23 protein-coding genes are annotated in these 22,721 nt (G+C 64.9%); 12 read left to right on the top strand and 11 right to left on the bottom strand.

The features are described 5' to 3' along the window. The first annotated feature begins 47 nt into the window (after positions 1–47). On the top strand, positions 48–1,085 hold the full coding sequence (locus FHW83_RS28305) for an HAF repeat-containing protein (protein WP_176649698.1): 1,038 nt from the start codon (positions 48–50) through the stop codon (positions 1,083–1,085). A 50-nt stretch (positions 1,086–1,135) separates the two neighbouring features. Here the strand turns inward: FHW83_RS28305 and FHW83_RS28300 are convergent, their stop codons facing one another. The 3 genes from FHW83_RS28300 to FHW83_RS28290 all read right to left on the bottom strand — a co-directional run bounded on the left by FHW83_RS28300 (position 1,136) and on the right by FHW83_RS28290 (position 3,228). Further along, positions 1,136–1,648, bottom strand: a complete 513-nt coding sequence (locus FHW83_RS28300) for an FxDxF family PEP-CTERM protein (RefSeq protein ID WP_176649697.1) — start codon at positions 1,646–1,648, stop codon at positions 1,136–1,138. A gap of 210 nt (positions 1,649–1,858) precedes the next feature. Continuing rightward, on the bottom strand, positions 1,859–2,509 hold the full coding sequence (locus FHW83_RS28295) for a CoA transferase subunit B (RefSeq protein ID WP_176649696.1): 651 nt from the start codon (positions 2,507–2,509) through the stop codon (positions 1,859–1,861). A gap of 11 nt (positions 2,510–2,520) precedes the next feature. Then, positions 2,521–3,228: a CoA transferase subunit A gene (locus FHW83_RS28290; protein ID WP_176649695.1), complete on the bottom strand. Its 708-nt coding sequence runs from the start codon at positions 3,226–3,228 to the stop codon at positions 2,521–2,523. Positions 3,229–3,354: 126 nt separating this feature from the next. Between FHW83_RS28290 and FHW83_RS28285 the strand changes: the two genes are divergently transcribed. Next, entirely contained in the window at positions 3,355–3,915 is a 561-nt protein-coding gene (locus tag FHW83_RS28285) for a LuxR C-terminal-related transcriptional regulator (RefSeq protein WP_176649694.1), read from the top strand. Here FHW83_RS28285 and FHW83_RS28280 read toward each other — a convergent pair whose 3' ends face one another. Continuing rightward, the gene (locus FHW83_RS28280) at positions 3,916–4,692 is read right to left on the bottom strand and encodes an SDR family oxidoreductase (RefSeq protein ID WP_176649693.1); all 777 of its coding nucleotides are present in this window, start codon (positions 4,690–4,692) and stop codon (positions 3,916–3,918) included. A gap of 174 nt (positions 4,693–4,866) precedes the next feature. Between FHW83_RS28280 and FHW83_RS28275 the strand changes: the two genes are divergently transcribed. From FHW83_RS28275 to chrA, 4 genes are all read left to right on the top strand, one after another. Beyond that, complete coding sequence (locus tag FHW83_RS28275) at positions 4,867–6,543, top strand: electron transfer flavoprotein-ubiquinone oxidoreductase (RefSeq protein ID WP_176649692.1); 1,677 nt, start codon at positions 4,867–4,869, stop codon at positions 6,541–6,543. A gap of 266 nt (positions 6,544–6,809) precedes the next feature. Then, entirely contained in the window at positions 6,810–7,679 is an 870-nt protein-coding gene (locus tag FHW83_RS28270) for a flagellin (protein WP_176649691.1), read from the top strand. Positions 7,680–7,784: 105 nt separating this feature from the next. Then, positions 7,785–8,753 (top strand): hypothetical protein, encoded by a 969-nt coding sequence (locus FHW83_RS28265; protein ID WP_176649690.1) that lies wholly within the window; start codon positions 7,785–7,787, stop codon positions 8,751–8,753. Continuing rightward, positions 8,750–10,057, top strand: a complete 1,308-nt coding sequence (gene chrA / locus FHW83_RS28260; RefSeq protein ID WP_176649689.1) for a chromate efflux transporter — start codon at positions 8,750–8,752, stop codon at positions 10,055–10,057. The genes FHW83_RS28265 and chrA overlap by 4 nt, the downstream gene beginning before the upstream one ends. Positions 10,058–10,150: 93 nt before the next feature. Here chrA and FHW83_RS28255 read toward each other — a convergent pair whose 3' ends face one another. The 7 genes from FHW83_RS28255 to FHW83_RS28225 are packed head-to-tail and all read right to left on the bottom strand — an operon-like array spanning position 10,151 to position 16,486. Continuing rightward, positions 10,151–12,220 carry a flagellar biosynthesis protein FlhA gene (locus tag FHW83_RS28255; protein WP_176649688.1) on the bottom strand — a complete coding sequence of 690 codons (2,070 nt, stop codon included), beginning with the start codon at positions 12,218–12,220 and terminating at the stop codon, positions 10,151–10,153. A gap of 14 nt (positions 12,221–12,234) precedes the next feature. Continuing rightward, complete coding sequence (locus FHW83_RS28250) at positions 12,235–13,371, bottom strand: flagellar biosynthesis protein FlhB (protein WP_176649687.1); 1,137 nt, start codon at positions 13,369–13,371, stop codon at positions 12,235–12,237. Further along, positions 13,364–14,158 carry a flagellar biosynthetic protein FliR gene (gene fliR, locus FHW83_RS28245; protein ID WP_176649686.1) on the bottom strand — a complete coding sequence of 265 codons (795 nt, stop codon included), beginning with the start codon at positions 14,156–14,158 and terminating at the stop codon, positions 13,364–13,366. The genes FHW83_RS28250 and fliR overlap by 8 nt, the downstream gene beginning before the upstream one ends. 10 nt (positions 14,159–14,168) lie before the next feature. Next, on the bottom strand, positions 14,169–14,441 hold the full coding sequence (gene fliQ / locus FHW83_RS28240; protein ID WP_176649685.1) for a flagellar biosynthesis protein FliQ: 273 nt from the start codon (positions 14,439–14,441) through the stop codon (positions 14,169–14,171). 13 nt (positions 14,442–14,454) lie between these two features. Then, the gene (fliP, locus tag FHW83_RS28235; protein ID WP_176649684.1) at positions 14,455–15,219 is read right to left on the bottom strand and encodes a flagellar type III secretion system pore protein FliP; all 765 of its coding nucleotides are present in this window, start codon (positions 15,217–15,219) and stop codon (positions 14,455–14,457) included. Next, positions 15,216–15,587, bottom strand: a complete 372-nt coding sequence (locus FHW83_RS28230; protein WP_176649683.1) for a FliM/FliN family flagellar motor switch protein — start codon at positions 15,585–15,587, stop codon at positions 15,216–15,218. The genes fliP and FHW83_RS28230 overlap by 4 nt, the downstream gene beginning before the upstream one ends. A 2-nt stretch (positions 15,588–15,589) precedes the next feature. Then, entirely contained in the window at positions 15,590–16,486 is an 897-nt protein-coding gene (locus FHW83_RS28225; RefSeq protein WP_176649682.1) for a FliM/FliN family flagellar motor switch protein, read from the bottom strand. Positions 16,487–17,068: 582 nt separating this feature from the next. Here FHW83_RS28225 and FHW83_RS28220 point away from each other — a divergent pair. The 6 genes from FHW83_RS28220 to fliJ are packed head-to-tail and all read left to right on the top strand — an operon-like array spanning position 17,069 to position 22,703. After that, a complete protein-coding gene (locus tag FHW83_RS28220) occupies positions 17,069–17,422 on the top strand; it encodes a flagellar hook-basal body complex protein FliE (RefSeq protein ID WP_176649681.1) in 354 nt (117 codons plus the stop codon). A 21-nt stretch (positions 17,423–17,443) separates the two neighbouring features. Continuing rightward, positions 17,444–19,228, top strand: coding sequence for a flagellar basal-body MS-ring/collar protein FliF (fliF, locus tag FHW83_RS28215; RefSeq protein ID WP_176649680.1), 1,785 nt, complete (start codon positions 17,444–17,446; stop codon positions 19,226–19,228). After that, on the top strand, positions 19,212–20,252 hold the full coding sequence (locus tag FHW83_RS28210) for a flagellar motor switch protein FliG (protein WP_176649679.1): 1,041 nt from the start codon (positions 19,212–19,214) through the stop codon (positions 20,250–20,252). Before fliF ends, FHW83_RS28210 begins: the two co-directional genes overlap by 17 nt. Next, positions 20,249–20,965, top strand: coding sequence for a flagellar assembly protein FliH (gene fliH, locus FHW83_RS28205; RefSeq protein ID WP_176649678.1), 717 nt, complete (start codon positions 20,249–20,251; stop codon positions 20,963–20,965). Before FHW83_RS28210 ends, fliH begins: the two co-directional genes overlap by 4 nt. Next, complete coding sequence (gene fliI, locus FHW83_RS28200; RefSeq protein WP_176649677.1) at positions 20,962–22,275, top strand: flagellar protein export ATPase FliI; 1,314 nt, start codon at positions 20,962–20,964, stop codon at positions 22,273–22,275. Before fliH ends, fliI begins: the two co-directional genes overlap by 4 nt. Continuing rightward, positions 22,272–22,703 carry a flagellar export protein FliJ gene (gene fliJ / locus FHW83_RS28195; protein WP_176649676.1) on the top strand — a complete coding sequence of 144 codons (432 nt, stop codon included), beginning with the start codon at positions 22,272–22,274 and terminating at the stop codon, positions 22,701–22,703. Before fliI ends, fliJ begins: the two co-directional genes overlap by 4 nt. The last annotated feature ends 18 nt before the right edge of the window (positions 22,704–22,721 follow it).

Genomic DNA, 22,721 nt, shown 5'->3' with positions numbered 1-22,721 from the left:
CACGGGAGTTGCACTGAGCACTGCATTCACACTGCGGAGGTCACAACATGGCGGAACTCACACTGGGCGCGCGCGGCACGGAACAGAGCATCGCGGTCGACATCAACGCGCGCGGCCAAATGGTCGGCATCATCGAGGAGGACGATGGCCGCCAGCGTGCCATCCTGTACGACAAGCGCCCCATCGAACTGGGCACGCTGGGCGGCAGCGACGGCTTCACCAGGGACATCAACGCCAACGGCGACGTGGTCGGCACGGCCCAGAACGCGGCGGGCCACTGGCGCGCCTTCGTGTTCCGGCACGGCGACCGCATGCGCGATCTCGGCACGCTGGGCGGCCACGGCAGCTATGGCGCGGCCATCAACGACCGCGGCGAGGTGGTCGGCTTTGCCGACACCAGCGATGGCTATTACCGCGCCTTCCTCAGCGACGGCGAACGCGCGCCGCGCGACCTCGGCACGCTGGGCGGCAAGATCAGTTACGCGGCCGGCATCAACAACCTGGGCGACGTGGTCGGCACCGCCGCCCTGCCCGACGGCTATCGCCGCGCCTTCCTCTACAAAGCCGGCGGCGCCATGCAGGACATCGGCACGCTGGGCGGCCGCAGCAGCAGCGCCAGCGCCATCAACGATAAAGGTGTCGTGGTGGGCGCGTCGGAAACCGTGGGCCGGCGCTGGCATGCCTTCGTGTGGGAACAAGGCAAGATGACCGACCTTGGCGCGCTGATCGGCTACGGCGACAGCTTCGCCACCGCCGTCAACGAGGCGGGCCATGTGGCGGGCAGCATCCGCGTCGGCGACGAGCGCCGTTCGTTTGTGTACCGCGATGGGAAAATGACTGTACATCCGGGCGGGTACGGCCTGTACCTGGTCAACGCCATCAACAACCAGGAGCTGGTGATCGGGGCCAAATACGCCGGCAAGAAATTCAGCGCCTCGACCATGATCTCCAGCCAGCCGGCAGTGGTCACGCACGGCGGTCAGGACCTGCTGACCATGATTGCCGCGGTGCTGATCGCCACCGCCGGCGTGGTGGTCTACCGCCGCCGCTATCGCGGCCTGCGGCTGTTCAGCCTGGCTTTCTGAGACAGAAAAGCCCGCACTCGGCGGGCTTTCTGGTCTCTGGCAAGGCCGGATCAGCAGCGGCGTTTGCGCCGCGCCACCACACCCAGCAGGGCCAGGCCGCCGGCCAGCATGCCGTAGGTCGCTGGCTCAGGCACCGGCGCCATCGTGACGTTGATCACGCCAGAATAGCTGCCGCCATTCGAAGTGCCGGACACAGTCAGGACCAGCGGGCCGCTGATGCTGGGCACATAGACGCCAGCCTGAGCGAACGGAATGGTGTTGCTGATGCTGAATGGGTTGCCATTCAAATCCGCCGCGGTAAACAAAATCTGCAGGTTCGGATCAACACTGCCCTGGCCGTTCAACGAGAAGTTGAAGAAGTAGGCCGACGCACTGCTTCCTGGGGTCAGGCTAGGTGTGAAGGTGAATACATCGGTAAAGCTGCCCAGAACCGGGGTATCACCAAACGATGCGGTGAGGTGATTCGGCGTCGTGGGATTCAAGACAACGGTAAAGGCGGCTGCCGATGCGACGCAAGAAGAAGCGGCCAACAGGAGGCCCAATGCCAGCGAGCGAAGTTTCATTTTATTGTCCGATCAGGATTTGGGAAAGAACAAGTTGACTATCAAATAAACAACACGCCTAGCATAGCGAATTACAAAATTGATATCAACAAATAATTTCCTATCTACATTTTACTTGCTATAGATCAGACCTATTTTTCGCCACGAAATTGCTGAACACCAATAAAAACGGCATGCCGCGGCATGCCGTTGGAATGGCGCCGATGCGCTTTACAGCGCCGAGAAGTCCAGCTTGACGCCGGTGGCGGCCTGGATCTGGTCCTTGGTCACGCCGGGGGCCAGCTCGGTCACTTTCAGGCCGGCCTCGGTGACTTCCATCACGCCGAGGTCGGTGATGACCAGGTCCACCACGCCCACGCCGGTCAGCGGCAGGTCGCACTTCGGCAGCAGTTTGTGCGAGGTGGTGCCGTCCTTGGCGGTGGCCACGTGCTCCATCAGCACCACCACTTTCTTCACGCCGGCCACCAGGTCCATGGCGCCGCCCATGCCCTTGACCATTTTGCCGGGGATCATCCAGTTGGCCAGGTCGCCCTTTTCCGACACCTGCATCGCGCCCAGAATGGCCAGGTTGATCTTGCCGCCGCGGATCATGCCGAAGGAGTCGGCCGAGCTGAAGTAGGCAGCGCCCGGCAAGGCGGTCACGGTCTGCTTGCCGGCGTTGATCAGGTCGGCGTCGATTTCCTCTTCGGTCGGGAACGGGCCGATGCCCAGCAGGCCGTTTTCCGACTGCAGGAACACTTCGATGCCCGACGGGACGTAGTTGGCCACCAGGGTCGGCAAGCCGATGCCGAGGTTGACGTAAAAACCGTCCTGCAGTTCCTTGGCCGCGCGCGCGGCCATTTCATCACGAGTCCATGCCATAGTAATCTCCGTTATTCCTGGTTGGCGGCGCGGATGGTGCGCTGCTCGATGCGTTTTTCCGGCGTGGCGTTGACCACGATGCGATGCACGAAGATGCTCGGCAGGTGCACCTGATCCGGGTCGATCTCGCCGGTTTCCACCAGCTGCTCGACTTCGACGATGCAGATCTTGCCGGCCATGGCCGCGTTGGGGTTGAAGTTGCGCGCGGTCTTGCGGAACACCAGGTTGCCGGCCTTGTCGGCCTTCCACGCCTTGACCAGCGATACATCGGCCACCAGGCTGCGCTCCATCACGTACTGCTCGCCGTCGAATTCGCGGATTTCCTTGCCGTCGGCGACGATGGTGCCGACGCCGGTCTTGGTGAAGAAGGCCGGGATGCCGGCGCCGCCGGCGCGCAGTTTCTCGGCCAAGGTGCCTTGCGGCGTGAACTCCAACTCCAGCTCGCCGGCCAGGTACTGGCGCGCGAACTCCTTGTTTTCGCCGACGTAGGAAGCGATCATTTTCTTGATCTGGCGCGTTTCCAGCAGCTGGCCGAGGCCGAAGCCGTCGACGCCGGCGTTGTTGGAGATGGCGGTCAGGCCGGTGACGCCGGAATCGCGCAGCGCGCCGATCAGCGCCTCGGGGATGCCGCACAGGCCAAAGCCGCCAACGGCGATGGTTTGGCCGTTCTGGACCACGCCGGCCAGGGCGGTGGCGGCGTCCGGATAGATCTTGTTCATAGGTGTCCCTTTATGATTTATGTTGCGTGTGCATAGCCAACGTTGTTAAATGCGTTAGCTACGCGGCGATCCAGCATAGAATACGCACCTTAAAAGTTCAATACCGTAGAAATACCTGTAGAGCATATGAGCGCCCAGCCAGCCATCGATTACGAATCCATCTTCCTGCATGCGCCGGTGGGCATGTGCATCTCGGAAAACCGCGTGATCCAGTCGTCCAACGAGGCGCTGGCCCAGATGTTCGGCTACACCCGCGCCCAGCTGGACGGGCTGTCCTTTCGCGCGCTCTACCCGACGATGGATGAGTTCCTGCGCACCGGCGACCGCATCATCCCCATCATGAACGCCAAGGGCCGCTATTCGGACGAGCGCATCATGCGCCGCGCGAACGGCGAGCTGTTCTGGTGCCACGTCACCGGCCACGCCATGAAGTCCAGCGAACCGCTCGGCCCCGGCATCTGGACCTTCGAGGATGTCAGCGAAAAACGCCCGGTCACCGCCGAGCTGACGCCGCGCGAGCGCGAGATCGCCGCCCTGCTGGTCGAGGGCAAGACCAGCAAGACCATCGCCCGCCAGGTCGACCTCAGCCCGCGCACGGTGGAAATGCACCGCGCCAAGCTGATGCGCAAATTCTCGGCCGCCACCTCATCGGAACTGGTGCACAAGCTGGTCGGCGTGCAACTGTAATCACATGGCCGTCATGCCGTCGTCGGCGCTGATCACGGCGCCGTTGATGAAGTTGGAATCCTCGCCGGCCAGCAGCAACAGCAGGCCGTCCAGGTCTTCCGGCTTGCCGGGGCGCTTGCGCGGCAGCATCTCGATCAGCTTCTGGCCCTGCTCGGTGGCGAAATACTCCTCGTTGATCTCGGTCGAAATATAGCCGGGGCAGATGGCGTTGGTGTTGATGCCGTACTTGCCCCACTCCACCGCCATGGCCTTGGTCATCTGCACCACGCCGGCCTTGCTCATGCAGTACACGCCGATCTGCGGCAGCACCCGCAGGCCGGCCACCGAGGCGATGTTGATGATGCGGTGCTTCTTGGTCGGATCGCCCTTGGCGCGCGCGATCATGCGCTTGGCGGTCTGCTGGGCAACGAAGAACGCGCCGCGCAGATTGGTGTCCATCACGAAGTTATAGTCCTCCGGCGTGACGTCCACCAGCCGCTGGGTGGTGGAGACGCCCGAGTTGTTGACCAGGATGTCGATCGGCCCGGCCTCGGTCTCGGCGTGGGCGATGGCGGATTTGATGCTGGCGTAGTCGGTCACGTCCAGGCTGACCACGTGGGCGGCGCCGCCGTCGGCCTCGATCTCGGCCCGCAACTCCTTCAGGCGCTCGGTGCGGCGCGAGGCCAGCACCACCTGCGCGCCCGCCTGGGCCAGCACTTTGGCAAACCGGGCTCCGAGACCGCTGGAGGCGCCGGTGATCAGCGCAATTTTTCCCTCAAAGTTGACTTCTATGCCCACAAGCTGCTCCTAGTGTTGGTGATAATGCGTGTCTGATCGTAATCATTACACAAATCGCCAGTATTAGATTGCGGTGTCTAATAATGTCGCGGAAAATGGCAGCAATCCAAACAAAAAAGAAGCACGTTCGTGCTAAAATTTTCTCATTCCTCACAATCACTATAACAACAGACTATGACTCAGCCACAAAACCTCGTAGAACAGTATGGCCCGCGCGACGCGATGGAGTATGACGTCGTCATCGTCGGCGGCGGCCCCGCAGGCTTGTCGGCAGCGATCAAGATCAAGCAACTGGCCGCCGAAAAAGGCCAGGAAGTATCGGTCGTCGTGCTGGAAAAAGGCGGCGAGCTGGGCGCCCACACCCTGTCCGGCGCCGTGATGGACCCGCGCGCCCTGACCGAGCTGATCCCGGACTGGAAGGAAAAAGGCGCGCCGCTGAACACCGCCGTCACCGAGGACCGCGTGCTGTTCCTGACCAAGACCAAGGCCTACAAGACGCCGAACCTGCTGCTGCCGAAGTGCTTCGAGAACCACGGCAATTACGTGATTTCGCTCGGCAACGTGGTGCGCTGGCTCGGTCAGCAGGCCGAGGCGCTGGGCGTGGAAATCTTCCCCGGCTTCGCCGCAGCCGAGGTGCTGTACAACGACGACGGCTCGGTCAAGGGGGTGGCGACCGGCAATATGGGCGTGAAGCGCGACGGCGAAGCCGGCCCGGACTTCCAGCTGGGCATGGAGCTGCACGGCAAGTACACCCTGTTCGCCGAGGGCGCGCGCGGCCACCTGGGCAAGCAGCTGATCGCCAAGTACGACCTGAACAAGGGCAAGGATCCGCAATCGTACGGCATCGGCATCAAGGAACTGTGGGAAATCGATCCGGCCAAGCACCAGCCTGGCCTGGTGATCCACACCACCGGCTGGCCGCTGGACAGCAAGACCTACGGCGGCTCCTTCCTGTACCACCTGGAAAACAACCAGGTGGTGGTCGGCTACGTGGTCGGCCTGAACTACGAGAACCCCTACCTGTCGCCGTACGAGGAATTCCAGCGCTACAAGACCCACCCGGAAATCCGCGGCTTCTTCGAGGGCGCCAAGCGCATCTCCTACGGCGCCCGCGCGATCACCGCCGGCGGCCTGCAATCGCTGCCCAAGCTGGTGTTCCCGGGCGGCGCGCTGATCGGCTGCGACGCCGGTTTCCTGAACATGAGCCGCATCAAGGGTTCGCACGCCGCCATCAAGTCCGGCATGCTGGCCGCCGAATCGGTGTTCGAGGCGCTGGGCGCCGGCCGCCAGGGCGACGAACTGGCCACCTACCCGACCGCCTTCGAGCAATCGTGGCTGCACGAGGAACTGCACGTGGCGCGCAACGTCAAGCCATGGCTGAACAAGGGCCTGTACCTGGGCTCGCTCATGACCGGCATCGACCAGATCGTGTTCCGCGGCAAGGCCCCATGGACGCTGCACCACACGCACGCCGACCACGAGTGCCTGAAACCGGCCGCGCAGTTCCAGCCTATTGTTTACCCGAAACCGGATGGCAAGCTGACCTTCGACCGCCTGTCGTCGGTGTTCATCTCGAACACCAACCACGCCGAAGACCAGCCGATCCACCTGACGCTGAAGAACCCGAGCGTGCCGGTGGACGTCAACCTCAAGCAGTACGCCGGCCCGGAGGCCCGTTACTGTCCGGCCGGGGTGTATGAATTCGTCAAGACCGACGAGGGCGCCGACCGCCTGCAGATCAACGCCCAGAACTGCGTGCACTGCAAAACCTGCGATATCAAGGACCCGACCCAGAACATCGTCTGGATCACGCCGGAAGGCGGCGGCGGCCCGAACTATCCGAATATGTAAAAAAGCAACACTTCAGGAACAGCGCGGCTCCCCACCGCGCTGTTTTTCCTTTGACGCCAGGCAGGAAATCTTGCTCCCGCCCGCTAATCAGCCCATAATCGGCTGGTGGAAAAGACGGTAAACAGCGGCTTTCCGGACCCGGTCAAAAAAAATTTTATAAATTTCCACAAAGCATTTAATGTCCTTCCAGATACGGTCGTCTTGTACTTGGGAGAGCACAAAGGATCCGTTGCTCCGAACTGAATCCACCTACCAGGAGTTATTTCATGCTGAGCCTTCACACCAACGCTGCGGCCCTTTCCGCACAGAACTCGATCGGTCGCACCCAGTCGCAACTGTCGACCTCGCAGACCCGCCTGAGCACCGGCTTCCGTGTCAATTCGGCCATGGACGATGCTGCAGGCCTGCAAATCGCCACCCGCCTGAAAGCACAAACCAGCGGTATGGCCATGGCCATGCGCAACACCCAGAACTCGATCTCGATGCTGCAAACGGCTGAAGGCTCGTTCGACGAAGTCAGCACCATGCTGATCCGTATGAAAGACCTGGCCACCCAGGCTGCCGACGCTTCGTCGACCACCAAAGACATTACCGCCCTGCAATCGGAATACGATGCACTGGGTAACGAGCTGAACAACATCATGAAAAACACCACCTTCGGCGGCCAGACCCTGCTGAGCGGCGGTACCATCGCTTCCGCGATGAAATTCCAGATCGGCGCCAGCGCCAGCGAAGTGTTCAACTTCGACATGTCGACCAACACCCAGAACATGACCACCCTGGACACCGCCCTGGGTCTGGTATCGGCCAACTATGCCACTCCAAACACCGTCGGCAACAGCGAACTGAGCGCCGCTACCGTAACCACTGCCATCACCAACATCACCAATGCACTGGACGAAGTTGGCGCCGTGCGTTCGGCCCTGGGTGCTGCCGCCAACCGTCTGGACCACATCTACAACAACCTGTCGAACGTGTCGACCAACACCAAGGCCGCTACCGGCCGCATCATGGACACCGACTTCGCGACCGAATCGTCGAACATGACCTCGTCGCAGATGCTGCTGCAAGCCGGCACCGCGATGCTGAAACAGTCGAACAGCACCTCGTCGCTGGTTATGTCCCTGCTGCAGTAATCGTAGTAATATCCGGACATGTCAACATGTCCGGGTTGCTAAAAGGGCCAACCGGAGCTTTTCGGTTGGCTTTTTTTATACACGCAAGATGAGAACACAAGCCTGATGGCAGTTGACCGTATCGGACCCACCTTACGCCCGCTCGGCGTCCCGGACCGGCCGCAAGCGCAGCCCGGCCAGGTCGCGCGCGTGCCGGGCGGCGACGGTCCGCTCGAGCTCGACTTCCCGGTCGGCCCGCTGGCCCCGGGCGGCCCGAGCGGCGCCGGCGGTCCGAACGCGGTGGGCGCCATCCTCGACGGCCCGGACCAGCAAACGCTGCCGCCCTCGCACGCCGAGGCGCTGGCCGCCGCCCTGGGCGACATGCCGGACGCCGCCGACCCGGCCGCGATGCGCCCCAACCAGGTATTTTTATCGCGCCAGATGGTCTGGCAGCCGCCCGACACCAGCGCCATGGCCGCCTCGTGGCAGGTGATGGTGCGCACCTACGGCGAGCAGCGCGCCGCCTGGCTCGAGCAAGCCAGCGGCCAGCACCTGCCGGCCAGCCTGTTCATGACCGACCACACGCCCTCCTCCATGCGCGACGGCCGTCCCGGCACGCCGCTGGTGACCGAGATGGAACCGTGGCGCTTCGCCGTCTACGCCTGGGGCGCCGAGCGGCTGGTGCTCAAGGTGGTGGTCAAGGACGACGAGGAATACGACCGCAACCGCCGGCGCCGCGCGCGCGTGGCGCTGCGGCTGGAACTGATGCTGCCCGGCGTCGGCCGGGTGGTGATCCAGATGGAGCCGGCCAGCGGCAACGGCGTGGTGCTGGAGGTGGGCGCGGCGCAAACGGCGGCCATGCAGCACATGCGCGACATGCTGCCGCAGCTGGCGGCGGTGGTCAGCCGCTCCGGCCTGAGCATCCTGCGCTGCCGGCTGCGCCGCGAGCTGCCGGCCTCGGGCGGCGAGCATTCCTACCCGAGCCGGCTGCACACGGCGGCCCTGACCCAGGCCCTGTTCCGCTCCATGGCCGAGGTGGCCGTGCTGCTGTCCACCCCCACCGTTCCCGACGACCTGTTCTCCGAGTCCGCATGACGGCGCCGCAGCCGCCGCATCCCAGCTTCGGCCAAGCCTTCGGCTACTGGCTCAAGCTCGGCTTCATCAGCTTTGGCGGCCCGGCCGGCCAGATCGCCATCATGCACCAGGAGCTGGTGGAGCGGCGGCGCTGGATCTCCGAACAACGCTTCCTGCACGCCCTCAACTACTGCATGCTGCTGCCCGGCCCCGAGGCGCAGCAACTGGCCACCTACATCGGCTGGCTGCTGCACCGCACGCGCGGCGGCATCGCGGCCGGCGTGCTGTTCGTGCTGCCCTCGCTGTTCATCCTGGTCGGCCTGTCGTGGCTGTACATGGCGTGGGGCAACGTGCCGCTGGTTGCCGGCCTGTTCTACGGCATCAAGCCGGCCGTGACCGCGCTGGTGCTGCACGCGGCGTGGCGGGTCGGCTCGCGCGCGCTGCGCAACGGCTGGCAGTGGGCCGTGGCGGCGCTGGCCTTCATCGCCATCTTCGTGCTGCGGGCGCCGTTCCCGCTGATCGTGCTGATGGCCGCCCTCACCGGCTGGCTGGCGCCGCGGCGCTTCAGCGGCGGCGGCGGCCACGGCCAGGCCGGCGGCGCCCATGCGCCGGCGCTGATCGACGACGACACCCCGCCGCCGGCGCACGCGCGCTTCCGCTGGCCGCGCTTCTGGCTGGTGCTGGGCGTGCATCTGCTGCTGTGGCTGGGCGCGATGTCGCTGCTGCTGGCCATGTTCGGCCAACAAGGCGTGTTGACGCAAATGGCGTGGTTCTTCAGCAAGGCCGCCATGCTGACCTTCGGCGGCGCCTACGCCGTGCTGCCCTACGTATTCCAGGGCGCGGTGGAGCAGCACCAGTGGCTGAGCGCGGCGCAGATGATGGACGGGCTGGCGCTGGGCGAGACCACGCCGGGGCCGCTGATCATGGTGGTGTCGTACGTCGGATTCGCGGGTGGCTGGAACACCGCCTTCCTCGGGCCGCAGGCCTTGCTGGCGGCGGGCGCGCTGGCGGCGGCGGTGGCGACCTACTTCACCTTCCTGCCATCGTTCCTGTTCATCCTGCTGGGCGGGCCGTTCATCGAATCGACCCATGGCAAGCTCAAATTCACCGCGCCGCTGACCGCGATCACGGCGGCGGTGGTGGGGGTGATCCTCAACCTGGCGCTGTTCTTCGCGTGGCACACCCTGTGGCCGGCGGGCTGGCACGGCCGCTTCGAATGGCCGGCGGCGTTGATCGGCCTGGCGGCCGGCGTGGCGCTCTTCCGCTACAAGCGCGGCGTGATCCCGGTGATCCTCGTCAGCGCCCTGCTCGGCCTGCTTGCATAAACTCCGGGGTCAGGTCCTCCATTTCTACACGAGCCCAGCGGTAGGCGCGCCTACCGCTGGGCTCGTGTAGAAATGGAGGACCTGACCCCGGAGTTAGCCGACGGTGCCGATGATGCTGACTTCGCGGTTTTCCGGGATTTCGTTGTAGGACAGTACGTGCAGGCCCGGCGCGAACAGGCGCGCGTAGCGCGCCAGCAAGGGGCGGATCTGCGGCAGCACCAGCAGCAGCGGCGGCGTGGCCTGCTGCTTCATCTGCTCGCGCGCCACCGGCATGTTGACCTGCAGCTGCGCCAGCAGGTGCGGATCGATCGGGTAGTTGTCCAGCACCACCTTGCCGCTCTGGCGCGCCTGGTTCAGCGAGCCAAGCAGCATGTTTTCCAGGTCGCCGCCCAGGTTGAAGGCTTGCATCTCGGTCTTCTGGCCGAACAGGCTGGTGACGATCTGACGCCGCAGCGCGCAACGCACCTCGGCCGCCAGCAGGATCGGGTCCTTGGTGGTTTCCGAGCTGTCCACCAGCGTGGTGGCGATCGGCACGATGTCCTTCAGAGAGACGTTTTCCGCCAGCAGCACCCGGAACACGCGCAGCAGCTGGGTGTGGGTCAGCGCCTTGTCCAGCGCGGCCGCCAGCTTGGGCGAGATCGCCGTCAGGCGCTCCAGCAGCGCCGGCACGTCCTCGTGACGGAACAGCTCGGGCAGGTATTCGCGGATCAGCTTGGACAGGTGGGTGGCGATCGCGCTCGGCGCCTCCACCACCTGGTAGCCCAGCCCCAGCGCGTTGGCCTTCTCGCTGGTCTCGATCCACGTCACCGGCATGCCGTAGGCCGGCTCGATGCCGGGGATGCCGTCGATCTGGCCGTACACGTTGGGCGAGGCGATCGCCATCAGGCGGTCGGCGAACACTTCCGCCTGCGCCACCACGCTGCCCGACAAGATCACCGAGTACTGGGTCGGCTTCAGGCCCAGGTCGTCACGCACGCCGATCGGCGGCAGCAGCAGGCCCATGGCTTCCGACAGGCTCTGACGCACGCCCTTGACGCGCTTGGTCAGCGGCTCGCCATGCGCCTTGTCGATCAGGCTCACCAGCTTGTAGCCGACCGCGATCTGCAGCGGCTGCACGGCCGGCAGGCTGTACCAGTCGAGCTCGGGCGCGCGGTCTTCGCGCAGCGCGGCCTCGATGGCGTCAAGGTTGTTGGTCTCGGGCTTTTGCACCCGGTTCAGCAGCTTCCAGCCGACGTAGGCCAGCACCAGCGCGAACGGCCCGAACATCTGCCACGGCATGCCCGGCACCAGGGCCAGCACGATCATCATGCCGGCCGCGCTGAACATCACCTGCGGCGAGGTCAGCACCTGGCTGCCCACCTGCTGTTCGAAGTCGCCCGAGTCCGAGATGCGGGTCACCAGGATGGCGGCTGCGGCCGACAGCAGCAGCGCCGGGATTTGCGCCACCAGGCCGTCACCGATGGTCAGCAGCGCGTATTGCTTGAAGGCGTCGCCGAACGACATGTCCTGCATCAGCGCGCCAATCGCCACGCCGCCGACCATGTTGATGATCAGGATCAGGATCGAGGCCACGGCATCGCCGCGCACGAACTTGGAGGCGCCGTCCATGGCGCCGTAGAAGTCGGCCTCGGAGGCCACTTCCAGGCGGCGCTGCTGGGCTTTTTCCTGGTTGATCAGGCCGGCGTTGAGGTCGGCGTCAATCGCCATCTGCTTGCCCGGCAAGGCGTCCAGCGTGAAGCGCGCCGATACTTCCGAAATGCGCTCGGCGCCCTTGGTCACCACCATGAAGTTGATGATCATCAGGATCACGAACACCACGATGCCGACCACGTAGTTGCCGCCCACCACCACGTTGCCGAAGGCCTCGATCACGTGGCCGGCGGCGGCCGTGCCCTCATGGCCGTGCAGCAGCACCACCCGGGTGGACGCCACGTTCAGCGTCAGGCGCAGCATGGTGGTGGCCAGCAGCACGGTCGGGAACACCGAGAAGTCCAGCGGCCGGCGCACCGACACCGAGCCCAGGATCACGATCAGCGCCAGCACGATATTGAAGGTGAACATCACGTCCAGCAATATCGGCGGCAGCGGCAGCATGATCATCGCCAGGATGATCAGCAGGAACGCCGGCGTGGCAAACTTGTGGCGACGGATCTCCGTTAGCATCGTCTGTAAAAAATTCACTGCTTAACCTCGCTCATGGATGTGGGCACAACAACTTCTTTTGGACGTTCCGGCTCGGCCGCGCGCCGTCCGGTACGGAATGCCTGCAACTGCAGCACATAGTTCAGCACCTGCGAGACCGCCTGGTACAGCTGCACCGGGATCTGCTGGTTGACCTGGCTGGTGTTGTAGATGGCGCGCGCCAGCGGCGGCAGCTCCATCACTTCGATCTTGAATTCCACCGCCAGCTGGCGGATGTAGAGCGCCATCTCGTCCACGCCCTTGGCCACCACGTACGGCGCCTCGGCCTTGCTGAGGTCGTACTTGAGCGCGACCGCGTAGTGCTCCGGGTTGACGATCACGACGTCGGCGCTGGGCACGCTCTTGCGCGCGCTGCGCCGCGCCAGCGCCCGCTGCAGCTGGCGGATGCGGCTCTTGACCTCGGGGCGGCCCTCGGTCGACTTGTGTTCTTCCTTCAGGTCCTGCTTGGACATGCGCTGGTTCTTGGCGAAGAACCAGGCCTGGGCCGGCACGTCGATCAGGGCGAAGATCACGAACACCGCCACCATGGCCATCAGGCCATCCAGCATCAGGCCGGAGCCGTGCAGCATGGCCTGGCCGATCGGCATCAGCTGAAGCTGGGTGTAGTCGGCCACGCTGGAGCGGGCCACGTGGATCAGCACGGCGATCAGCACACCGGCCTTGCCGATCGAGATGGCCAGCTCGAACGCGTGCTTGCCGCTGAACAGGCGGCCGATATTCGACATCGGACTCATGCGCGACAGCTTGGGTTCCCAGTGCTTGGTCGAGACCACCCAGCCGCCCGGCACCATGGCGCCCAGCATGATGAACAGCGGCACCACGAACAGCGGCAGCACCATCTTGATCAGCAACACCATCGAGCTGCCGAACACGGTGGACATGGCGTTGTCGATGGCGCCGTCGCCGTCCAGCGGCGCGAAGCTCTGGTGGAACAGTTCGTTGAACTCCATCAGGTAGCCGGGCAGCAGGTAGACGAACAATTTCAGGCTGACCAGGATGCCGATCGCGGTGGACAGGTCGCGCGAGCGCACCACCTGCCCTTCCTGGCGGGATTTCTTCAGCTTCTGCTGTGAAGCCTTTTCTGTTTTGTCGCCTGTGCTCTCGTCAGCCATGGACCGCCACCTGCATCTGCTGGCGGATCAGCTCCAGCACCATGTTGGTCATGCGCACGTAGTGCTCGGGGATGAAACGCACCACCTGCGCCAGCATCAGCAGGCCGAAGATGGTGATCACGGAAAAGCCCAGCGCGAACAGGTTGAGGCTGGGCGCCACCCGGTTGAGGAAGCCAAAGCCCAGCTGCACCACCAGGGTGGAAAACACCACCGGGATGGCCAGCAGCATGGCCGCCGAGAAGATCCATGCGACGTTGTAGGCCACCGCCTCCAGCAGCGGGTTGCCGATGCCGTGGCCGAGCGGCCAAGCCTTGAAGCTCTGGCCGATCACATTGGCGATCACCAGGTGGCCGTCGATGGCGAAGAACACGATGATGGCCAGGGTCGACAGCAGCGCCGAGGTGACGTCCGACGACTGGCCGTTGAGCGGGTCGTTCATCACCGCCATCGACAGGCCCATCTGCGAGGACACCATGAAGCCCAGCACGCCGATGACCGACATCGCGAAGTGGAACGCCAGCCCGAGCACGAAGCCGATCAGGGCCTGCTCGATGGTGGCCACCACGCCGTGCAGCGAGAACGGGTTGATCGCGGCCGGGCCCCAGTCCACGCCCGAGGTCAGCGGCAGCATCAGGATGGACAGCACCAGCGCGATCAGGATGCGCACCGTGGTCGGCGTCACCGCCTCGCCCAGCACCGGCGCGCCGATGAACATCGCCAGGATGCGGCAGAACGGCCACCAGACGGCGGTCAGCAGCGGCAGCAACTGGGCGAGGACGGGTTCCATGGCGGCAAGCCTAGCCGACCAGGGTGGCGGCGCGGGTAAAGATGGACACGCAGAAGTCCATCAGCAGGGTCGACATCCAGCGCCCGGCCAGGATGATGGCCAGCAGCGTGATGAGCAACCTCGGCAGGAAACTCAGCGTTTGTTCATTGATCTGGGTGGCGGCCTGGAACAGCGCCACCAGCAGGCCGGTGATCAGGCCGGGCACGACCAGGATCACCACCAGCAGCATGACGATGTGCAGCGACTCAACCACCAGGTCGACGGCAATTTCGGGAGTCAGCATAAGGCGCGCCTTTTCAGTAGGCCTGCACGCTGGTCACCAGCGTATTGACGGTCAGGGTCCAGCCATCCACCAGCACGAACAGCAGCAGCTTGAACGGCAGCGAGATCACCAGCGGCGACAGCATCATCATGCCCATCGCCATCAGCACCGACGACACCACCAGGTCGATCACCAGGAAGGGGATGAACAGCATGCAGCCGATCTGGAACGCGGTCTTCAGCTCGGACAGCACGAACGCCGCCAGCTTGACGGTGAACGCGTGCTGCGCCGGCTCGGTGATCTTGTCCTCGCCGGCCAGGTGGGCGATCTGCTGCAGCGCCGCCTTGCTGGTTTGCGCCAGCATGAAGCGCGACACCGGCTTTTCGGCGATCTGCAGCGCGGTCTCCAGGCCGATCTTGTCCTGGTCGTAGGGCACGAAGGCGTCGCGCCAGATCTCGTTGCCGATCGGCCGCATCACCAGCAGGGTCAGGATCAGCGCCACCCCGGTGATCACCCGGTTGGGCAGGCCCTGCTGCAGGCCCAGGGCCTGGCGCAGCAGCGACAGCACGATCACGAAGCGGGTGAAGCTGGTCATCATCATGACCATCACCGGGAGCAAGCCCAGCAAGGTCATGATGATCAGGATCTGCATCTTGACCGTCAGCTCGGTCTTGGCTCCCGGCACCACATTGGCCAGCAGGTCGACCGCCTGGGCCGGCATGGCGCACAAGGCCAGGCCCAGCAAGGCGGCGACCGGCGCCATCGCCCGCAGGCGACGCGCATTCAGACACCGGATCATGGAGTCATCATGTCCAGATTCAGACCGTCGAGGTCGATCACTTTGAGGCCGTAGTTCTCGCCCGCCACCACCACCTCGGCGCGGCCGATGGCGGTGCCGTTGACCTTGATCACCAGCGGCTCGCCGGCCAGCACGTCCAGTTCCACCACGCTGTCGGGACCGATGTTCATCAGGTCCTGCAGCGAGATGCGGGCCGACCCCACTTCCAGCGTCAAGGTCACCGGGATCTTGCGCATCATGGCTGGCAGGTCGCGGCGCGGCGTGCTGGCCGGGAGGTCGGTCAGCTCGTTGCCGGGCTGGTCGATGATCATCTCTTCGGACAGGTCTTCCAGCAGGGCGTCGCTAGGGTTGGCTACGTTCATGTTCATCATTATTCTGCGTCTTCAAAAGAGGTTAAACAGAGTTTGCCTTTGTGCTCGGTGACCGCGGCCGTAAACAGGCGGGAATCTTCGAGCAGGACGTCTGCTCTGGACAGGCTGATCGGGATCACATCGCCGACCTGCAAATCGTACAGGGCGCCCAGCGTGACCTCCTTGCTGGCCAGGCGGCCCACCAGGCCGACCTGCAGGCGCTGGGCCAGCGGCGCCGCCGCCTTGGGCTTCTTGCCGCCGTCGCGGTCGCGCAGCAGGCCGCGCAGCACGCTGGCCATCAGATTTTTATCGAGCGCGAACCAGAACTGGCCGCTCATGCCGCCGGCGCTCTCGGCCACGGTGACGGTGATCACCCAGGTGCCCTTGGGCGGGTGCGAGCCCGGCGCCGGCTTGAATTCGGTCTCGGCGCCCTCGCCGGCCTCCCCCTCGGCCGGGGCCGGCTTGTCGATGGCGGGCAGGTTGAGTTCGATGCGGCCGGCCAGGGTGCCGGCCAACTGTTGCCCCAGCACCACAGCCAGACGCTCCTCGGTGGCGGTCACGCGCACCGCGGCCTCGTCCACCGCGGCCGCGCTGTCGGGCTTGGCCTCGGCCTTGGTGCCGCTGCCGTAACGGTAATTGAGCACGCTGAGCAGCACCTTGCGCTCGAGCGAGAAGGCGATCTGGCCGGCCGGCGCGGCAAAACTGAGCCAGCGGCTGCGGATCTCGTTGCCCTCCAGGCGGCTGAACGCCACGTCCTGCACCGTGAAACCGCCCCAGTAACGGCGGTTCATGTTCAGGCGCATGGACTGCGCCAGATCGTCGCGCAACTGGGCCGCAAAGATCGGCAGCAGGTGTACCGGACGGCCCAGCAGGCTGGGGTCCAGCACTTGATGTTGCGTCTGTTTTGTCGTTGTCATGTGTTGGCCATGGCGGTTAATTCTTTCCCACTCCTCCATCATCGCACTATCCAGCTAAAAACTGGTTGTTTCCAGCGCAAAATTTGGTTTGGTGCTCAATCGTAACGTAAAGTAGGACGATCTCGGTAGCAGCATACATCAAAATTCACATTATTGCTAATTTACAATATTTGGCGCGTTAATTTCCGCAGGGATAAATAGCGCTTTACAAGAATGTTGCTAGCCGGTAAGCTTCAACTACTTGATCCGCAGCTTTGATTACTTCAACAAACGGCGCTTAGTGAATGATTTATAACGACATTTGCCTGGATAAAATTGTTTCGGCCAGCGCCACGGCGCGCGGCGCAATGATTTCCCCGGGTTAAGGTTACGCGCCGTTCCAACCCTCCGCATCCGCCGCCATGGCACCGCCCTACACTATCTTTATTGCAAGACTGTGACATGGCGCAACGGATGTGTAGCACGTTTGGTATAGCGCACCACAAATCTGCCACATGGGCTTGCTGCTTTTCGGCAATCTCGCTAAGGTAGTCATCTGGATTCAACGCGGTAAAAAAACGCGGCAAACACGGGGGTAGCACCATGAGTAACGGATTCTCCAGCCTGATACAGGCTGACCTCGCCTCGCTGACCAGCGCGGCGCAAAACATGGCCAACAGCGGCCAGCAAACCATCGCCGCCGCCAACCAGTACGGCGCGCACGAGCCCCAGGGCGCCTTCTCCTTCGCCCAGTCCATGCAGAGCGCCATCGACAAGGTCAACGGCCAGGACGTCGAGGCCGGCCAGAAGATGGCGGACGTGGATTCCGGCAAGAGCGACGACCTGGTCGGCGCCATGCTGTCCAGCCAGGAAGCCAGCCTGTCCTTCTCGATGTTGATGCAGGTGCGCAACAAGGTGATGGGCGGCCTCGACGAACTCATCAAATTACCGCTGTAAGCCCAAGCGAAAGCCCACAACGTGATCAACACCATCAAGTCCGCCTTCGAGCGCTGGCGCGCCAATCCGTCCGCGGCGGCGTCGGCGCTGTCGCCCAACCTGCTGAAAACCCTGTACCCGCTGCTGCTGCTGGCCATCGGCCTGACCGCGCTGGTGCTGATGTACATGTGGAGCAACCAGGCCAGCTACAAGCCGGTGTTTGGCGCGCGCGAGAAGGTGGCGGCGCCGGACATGATGAACGTGCTGGACACCGAGCACATCCCCTACCGCATCCACCCGGAGAGCGGCCAGGTGCTGGTGCCCGACTCGATGCTGGGCAAGGTGCGCATGCTGCTGGCCGCCAAGGGCGTGACCGCGCAGCTGCCGGCCGGCCTCGAGCTGATGGACAAGAACGACCCGCTGGGCGTGTCGCAGTTCGTGCAGGACGTGCGCTTCCGCCGCGGCCTCGAGGGCGAGCTGGCGCAGTCGATCATGACGCTGGACGCCATCTCGCACGCGCGCGTGCACCTGTCGATCGCCAAGTCGACCTCGTTCGTGTCCTCGGACGGCGAGAAATCCTCGGCCTCGGTGGTGGTGCAGCTCAAGCCGGGCCGCACGCTGGCGCCGGAGGCGATCGCCGCCGTGGTCAACATGGTGGCCGGCAGCGTGGCCAGCCTGGCGCCGGCGCGCGTCAGCCTGGTGGACCAGGCCGGCAACCTGCTGTCGGCCCACATCGACCTGGCCGACGGCTTCGACGCCGGCACCAGCGGCAACGACGCCAGCAAGCGCTACGCCGACGAGGTGAAAGCCAACATCAAGGGCCTGCTGGGCCCGGTCATCGGCGACGACAACTACCGCATGTCGGTGGCGGCCGCGGTGGACAACGACCGCGTCGAGGAAACCGTGGAAAAATACGGCGCCGACCCCAAGGTCACCAGCGAGGCCATGCGCGAGGAGCAGGACCGCAACCGCATGGTGATGGGCGTGCCCGGCACCCTGTCCAACCGTCCGCCGCCGGCCGCCGCCAACCCGGCCGCCGCCAACCAGCAGACCGCCGGGGGCGCCAACGATCCGAACACCGCGCCGGCCGATGGCACCGCGCGCAAGAACGCCACCACCCGCCAGTACGCGTACGACCGCAGCATCACCCAGACCAAGCGCAGCCGCGGCCGCCTGGAAAAACTCAGCGTGGCGGTGGTGCTGGCGCAGGCCGCCTCGCCCACGCCCAAGACCGGCTGGAGCGCGGCCGAGATCGCCAACATCGACAAAATCCTGCGCAACGGCCTGGGCATCAACGCCGAGCGCGGCGACCAGCTGGTGGTGTCGGCCATGAACTTCCCGGCCAAGGCCGCCCCGGTCCAGTGGTGGGAGGAGCGCGACAACATCGTCGACATCAGCAAGTACGCGATCTACGCCGTGGCCGCCCTGCTCGGCTACCTGCTGCTGCTGCGCCCGATCATGCGCCTGATCACCATGCGCTTCACCCCGGACCCGAAGGAGGCGGCGCGCATCGCCGCCGAACGCCGCGCCGCCGAGCAGGCCGCCGTGGCCGCCGCCAAGGAAGCCAAGGAAGCGGCCGCCAAGGAACAGGCCGCGCTGGCCGGCACCGCCGCGCCGGGCGCGCCGGGCGCCGCCCCGGCGCTGGGCGGCATGGCGGCCCAGCCGGGCATGCCGGTGGTGCCGCTGCTGGAAAACTACGACCTGCCGCCGCCGGGCTCGGCAGTCGACGTCATGGTCGACCACCTGAAAGTGCTGGCCGCGAAGGAACCGGAACGCGTAGCCGAAGTCGTCAAACAATGGATGCAGAAAAATGGCCGAACTCAATAACATGGATGATGATGGCGGCGAATACGCCATCCCGACCAAGCTGACCCCGGTCGAGCAGGCCGCCATCGTGCTGCTCAGCATCGGCGAGGAGCCGGCCGCGGCCGTGCTGCGCTGCCTGTCGCGCGAGGAATTGCTGGAGGTGACGCAGGTGATGTCGCGCATGAGCGGCATCAAGGTGGAATCGGTCAAGAACGCGATGCAGAAGTTCTTCGACGATTACCGCGAGCAATCGGGCGTGCATGGCGCCTCGCGCTCCTACCTGAAGCGCTCGCTCGACCTGGCGCTCGGCGGCGACCTCGCCAACACCGTGCTCAACAATATTTACGGCGACGAGCTGCGGCCCAAGATGGCGCGCCTGCAGTGGGCCTCGCCCAAGTGGCTGGCAGAATACATCTCCAACGAGCACGTGCAGATGCAGGCGGTGTTCCTGGCCTTCCTGCCGGCCGCGCTGGCCGGCCAGATCATCGACGCCCTGCCGCAGGACAGCCGCGACCTGGTGCTGCTCAACCTGGCGCGCATGGAGGAGATCGACGCCGACCTGCTGAAGGAGCTGGACGAGCTGGTGGATCGCTGCCTGAGCTCGTTCGACTCGCAGGGCACCAGCGTCGAGGGCATCCGCCAGACCGCCGAGATCCTGAACCGCCTGCCGAGCAACCGCGCGCAGATGGTGGAACTGTTGCGCGCGCACGACCCGGAGGTGGTGTCCAAGATCGAGCTGTCGATGTACGACTTCTTCATCCTCGGCAACCAGACCGAGCAGGCCATCACCCGCATCCTCGAGGACGTGCCGCTGGAGCAGTGGGCCATCGCGCTCAAGGGCGCCGACGTGGCAGTCCGCGACGCCGTCCTGAAAACGATGCCGAAACGTCAGGCCCAGGCCTTCGAGGACATGATGCGGCGCGCCGGCCCGGTGCCGATGTCGCGCATCGAGCAAACCCGCCAGGAAATCATGGCCACCGTCAAGGCGCTGGCCGACGCCGGCGAGGTCGAGATCCAACTGTTCGCCGAGCAGGTGGTTGAATGAAGCAATTCCGTCCCTACCGCTTCCCGCCGCTGGCGCAGTTCACCACCCAGCGCGCGGCCGCGGCGGCCGCCCAGGGCCATGGCCACGGCCATGGCGGCGATGGCGGCGCCCAGTGGGCCGCCTCGGTCAGCGAGGGCTTCGAGCAGGGCCAGCGCGACGGCTACGAGATCGGCCTGGCGCGCGGCCAGGAGGACGGCTTCGAGGCCGGCCGCCTGGCGGGCCAGGAACAGGGCCGCGAGGAAGGCCGCCACGAAACCCTGGTGGCCTACGACCAGATGGCGCGCCCGGTGGACGCCATGCTGAAAAGCCTGAAAAAGCTGCGCTCGGACTACCGCGCGGCCCAGCGCAAGGAAGTGGTGGATCTGGTGGCGAAAGTCGCGCGCCAGGTGATCCGCGCCGAACTGGCCTTGCAGCCGGTGCAACTGATGGCCCTGGTGGAGGAAACCCTGGCCTCGATGCCGCCGACCCGCGATGAAATCGATGTCTACCTGAACCCGGAGGAGCTCAAGCGCATCGCCGAGCTCGACCCGAAACGTTCCAAGCGCTGGAACCTGATCCCGGACGCCCGTCTCGAGGTGGGGGAATGCCGCATCAAGGCTGGCGATAATGAAGTCGATGCCGGCTGCCATCAACGGCTTGCGGCGGTCATGGAACAGGTCGATAATCAACTACAGATCGCCGACAGCGGCGATGAACCGGAGATCGAAGAGTGATCGCAGATGCCTTACGCAATCTGGAACTGGGTTCGGTACCCATGGCGACCCCGACCGGGCGCCTGGTGGGCGCGTCCGGTTTGTTGCTTGAGGCCGTGGGTTGCCCGCTGCACACGGGCCAGCGTTGCCAGATAGAGACAGTCAACGGCGAATGGCTGGACGCGCAGGTGGTCGGTTTCCGCGACAAACTATCATTCCTGATGCCGTTCAAGAAGGCCGTGGGCCTGACCACCGGCGCCCGCGTGCTGCCCTCGCCCGAGAAGATCAGCCTGCAGATCGGCTCCGGCTGGCTCGGCCGCATGGTCAACGGGCTGGGCGAGCCGATCGACGGCCTGGGCAAGCTGAGCGGCGATTTCCCGCTCGACTCGCAGCCGCCGCGCATCCATCCGCTGAAGAAGAAGCCGGTCACCGAGCCGCTCGACGTCGGCGTGCGCGCCATCAATGCCATGCTGACGCTGGGCAAGGGCCAGCGCGTGGGCCTGATGGCCGGCTCCGGCGTCGGCAAGTCGGTGCTGCTGGGCCTGATGACCCGCCAGACCGTGGCCGACGTGGTGGTGGTGGGCCTGATCGGCGAGCGTTCGCGCGAGGTGCGCGAGTTTGTCGACATGTCGCTGGGCAAGGATGGCTTGCAGAAGGCCGTGCTGGTGATCGCCCCGGCCGACGAGAGCCCGCTGATGCGCGTGATGGCGACCGAATTGTGCCACTCGATCGCGGCCCACTATCGCGACCAGGGCAAGAACGTGCTGCTGCTGGTCGACTCGCTGACCCGCTACGCCATGGCGCTGCGCGAGGTGGCGCTGGCGCTGGGCGAGCCGCCCGCCACCAAGGGTTATCCGCCGTCGGTGTTCTCCAACCTGCCGCAGCTGGTGGAATCGGCCGGCAACGGCGAGAACCAGGCCGGCAGCATGAGCGCCATCTACACCGTGCTGGCCGAGGGCGACGACCACCAGGACCCGGTGGTCGACACCGCGCGCGCCATCCTCGACGGCCACATCGTCATGACGCGCGAGCTGGCCGAGCGCGGCCACTACCCGGCGATCGACATCGCCGCCTCGATCAGCCGTTGCATGGCGCAAGTCATCAGCCACGAGCACATGATGGCCGCGCGCGCGCTCAAGGCCAGCATGGCGCGCCACGACCGCGTGCGCGACCTGATCCCGCTGGGCGCCTACGTGCCGGGCGCCGACCCGGTCACCGACAAGGCGGTGCAGCTGCACCCCAGGGTCGAAGATTTCCTGTGCCAGGGCACCAAGGAAGAAGCCCCGATCGCCCATTGCATCGCCCAACTTGAAAAGCTGATGACATCATGAGCCAACAGAAAATCCGCAACCTGACCACCCTGGTGGCCCTGCGCAACACGGAAGTCGAGCGCCTGCAGACGGAAATGGCGGAGAAGGCCAGCGTGCGCGAGCGGTATCAGAAGAACCTCGAGCGCCTGACCAGCCTGTACACCAACAGCGGCCCGAGCGGCAACCTCCACCCTGCCTTGGCCGGCAACTGCGGCGACTACAAGCAGGCCGTGATGGCCATGGCCGACAGCCACCGGCTCGACCTGCACATGCACGAGGCCGACATGGCGGTGTCGCAACAGGCGCTCAACAAGGCGTGGGCCAAGCGCGAGGTGATGGACAAGGTGCTGACCAAGGAGCAACAGGTCTACAACCGCCAGCAGAACGTCAAGGAACGCAAGCAACATGACGAACTGGCAACGCAACTGTGGCTGCGCGGCCAGAAATAAGCGCCGTTACAAAAAATC

The organism is Duganella sp. SG902, assembly GCF_013376005.1.
Lineage (GTDB): Bacteria > Pseudomonadota > Gammaproteobacteria > Burkholderiales > Burkholderiaceae_D > Rugamonas.
This window is presented reverse-complemented; position numbering and strand designations above follow the sequence as displayed.

Coding starts and splice junctions, on each gene's coding strand:
- FHW83_RS28220 (WP_176649681.1), top strand. CDS start 17,069: ATGAGTAACGGATTCTCCAGCCTGATACAGGCTGACCTCGCCTCGCTG.
- FHW83_RS28250 (WP_176649687.1), bottom strand. CDS start 13,371: ATGGCTGACGAGAGCACAGGCGACAAAACAGAAAAGGCTTCACAGCAG.
- FHW83_RS28265 (WP_176649690.1), top strand. CDS start 7,785: ATGGCAGTTGACCGTATCGGACCCACCTTACGCCCGCTCGGCGTCCCG.
- FHW83_RS28275 (WP_176649692.1), top strand. CDS start 4,867: ATGACTCAGCCACAAAACCTCGTAGAACAGTATGGCCCGCGCGACGCG.
- chrA (WP_176649689.1), top strand. CDS start 8,750: ATGACGGCGCCGCAGCCGCCGCATCCCAGCTTCGGCCAAGCCTTCGGC.
- fliJ (WP_176649676.1), top strand. CDS start 22,272: ATGAGCCAACAGAAAATCCGCAACCTGACCACCCTGGTGGCCCTGCGC.
- fliQ (WP_176649685.1), bottom strand. CDS start 14,441: ATGCTGACTCCCGAAATTGCCGTCGACCTGGTGGTTGAGTCGCTGCAC.
- FHW83_RS28290 (WP_176649695.1), bottom strand. CDS start 3,228: ATGAACAAGATCTATCCGGACGCCGCCACCGCCCTGGCCGGCGTGGTC.
- FHW83_RS28270 (WP_176649691.1), top strand. CDS start 6,810: ATGCTGAGCCTTCACACCAACGCTGCGGCCCTTTCCGCACAGAACTCG.
- FHW83_RS28295 (WP_176649696.1), bottom strand. CDS start 2,509: ATGGCATGGACTCGTGATGAAATGGCCGCGCGCGCGGCCAAGGAACTG.
- FHW83_RS28210 (WP_176649679.1), top strand. CDS start 19,212: ATGGCCGAACTCAATAACATGGATGATGATGGCGGCGAATACGCCATC.
- fliH (WP_176649678.1), top strand. CDS start 20,249: ATGAAGCAATTCCGTCCCTACCGCTTCCCGCCGCTGGCGCAGTTCACC.
- FHW83_RS28230 (WP_176649683.1), bottom strand. CDS start 15,587: ATGAACATGAACGTAGCCAACCCTAGCGACGCCCTGCTGGAAGACCTG.
- fliP (WP_176649684.1), bottom strand. CDS start 15,219: ATGATCCGGTGTCTGAATGCGCGTCGCCTGCGGGCGATGGCGCCGGTC.
- FHW83_RS28285 (WP_176649694.1), top strand. CDS start 3,355: ATGAGCGCCCAGCCAGCCATCGATTACGAATCCATCTTCCTGCATGCG.
- fliR (WP_176649686.1), bottom strand. CDS start 14,158: ATGGAACCCGTCCTCGCCCAGTTGCTGCCGCTGCTGACCGCCGTCTGG.
- FHW83_RS28225 (WP_176649682.1), bottom strand. CDS start 16,486: ATGACAACGACAAAACAGACGCAACATCAAGTGCTGGACCCCAGCCTG.
- FHW83_RS28300 (WP_176649697.1), bottom strand. CDS start 1,648: ATGAAACTTCGCTCGCTGGCATTGGGCCTCCTGTTGGCCGCTTCTTCT.
- FHW83_RS28305 (WP_176649698.1), top strand. CDS start 48: ATGGCGGAACTCACACTGGGCGCGCGCGGCACGGAACAGAGCATCGCG.
- FHW83_RS28255 (WP_176649688.1), bottom strand. CDS start 12,220: ATGCTAACGGAGATCCGTCGCCACAAGTTTGCCACGCCGGCGTTCCTG.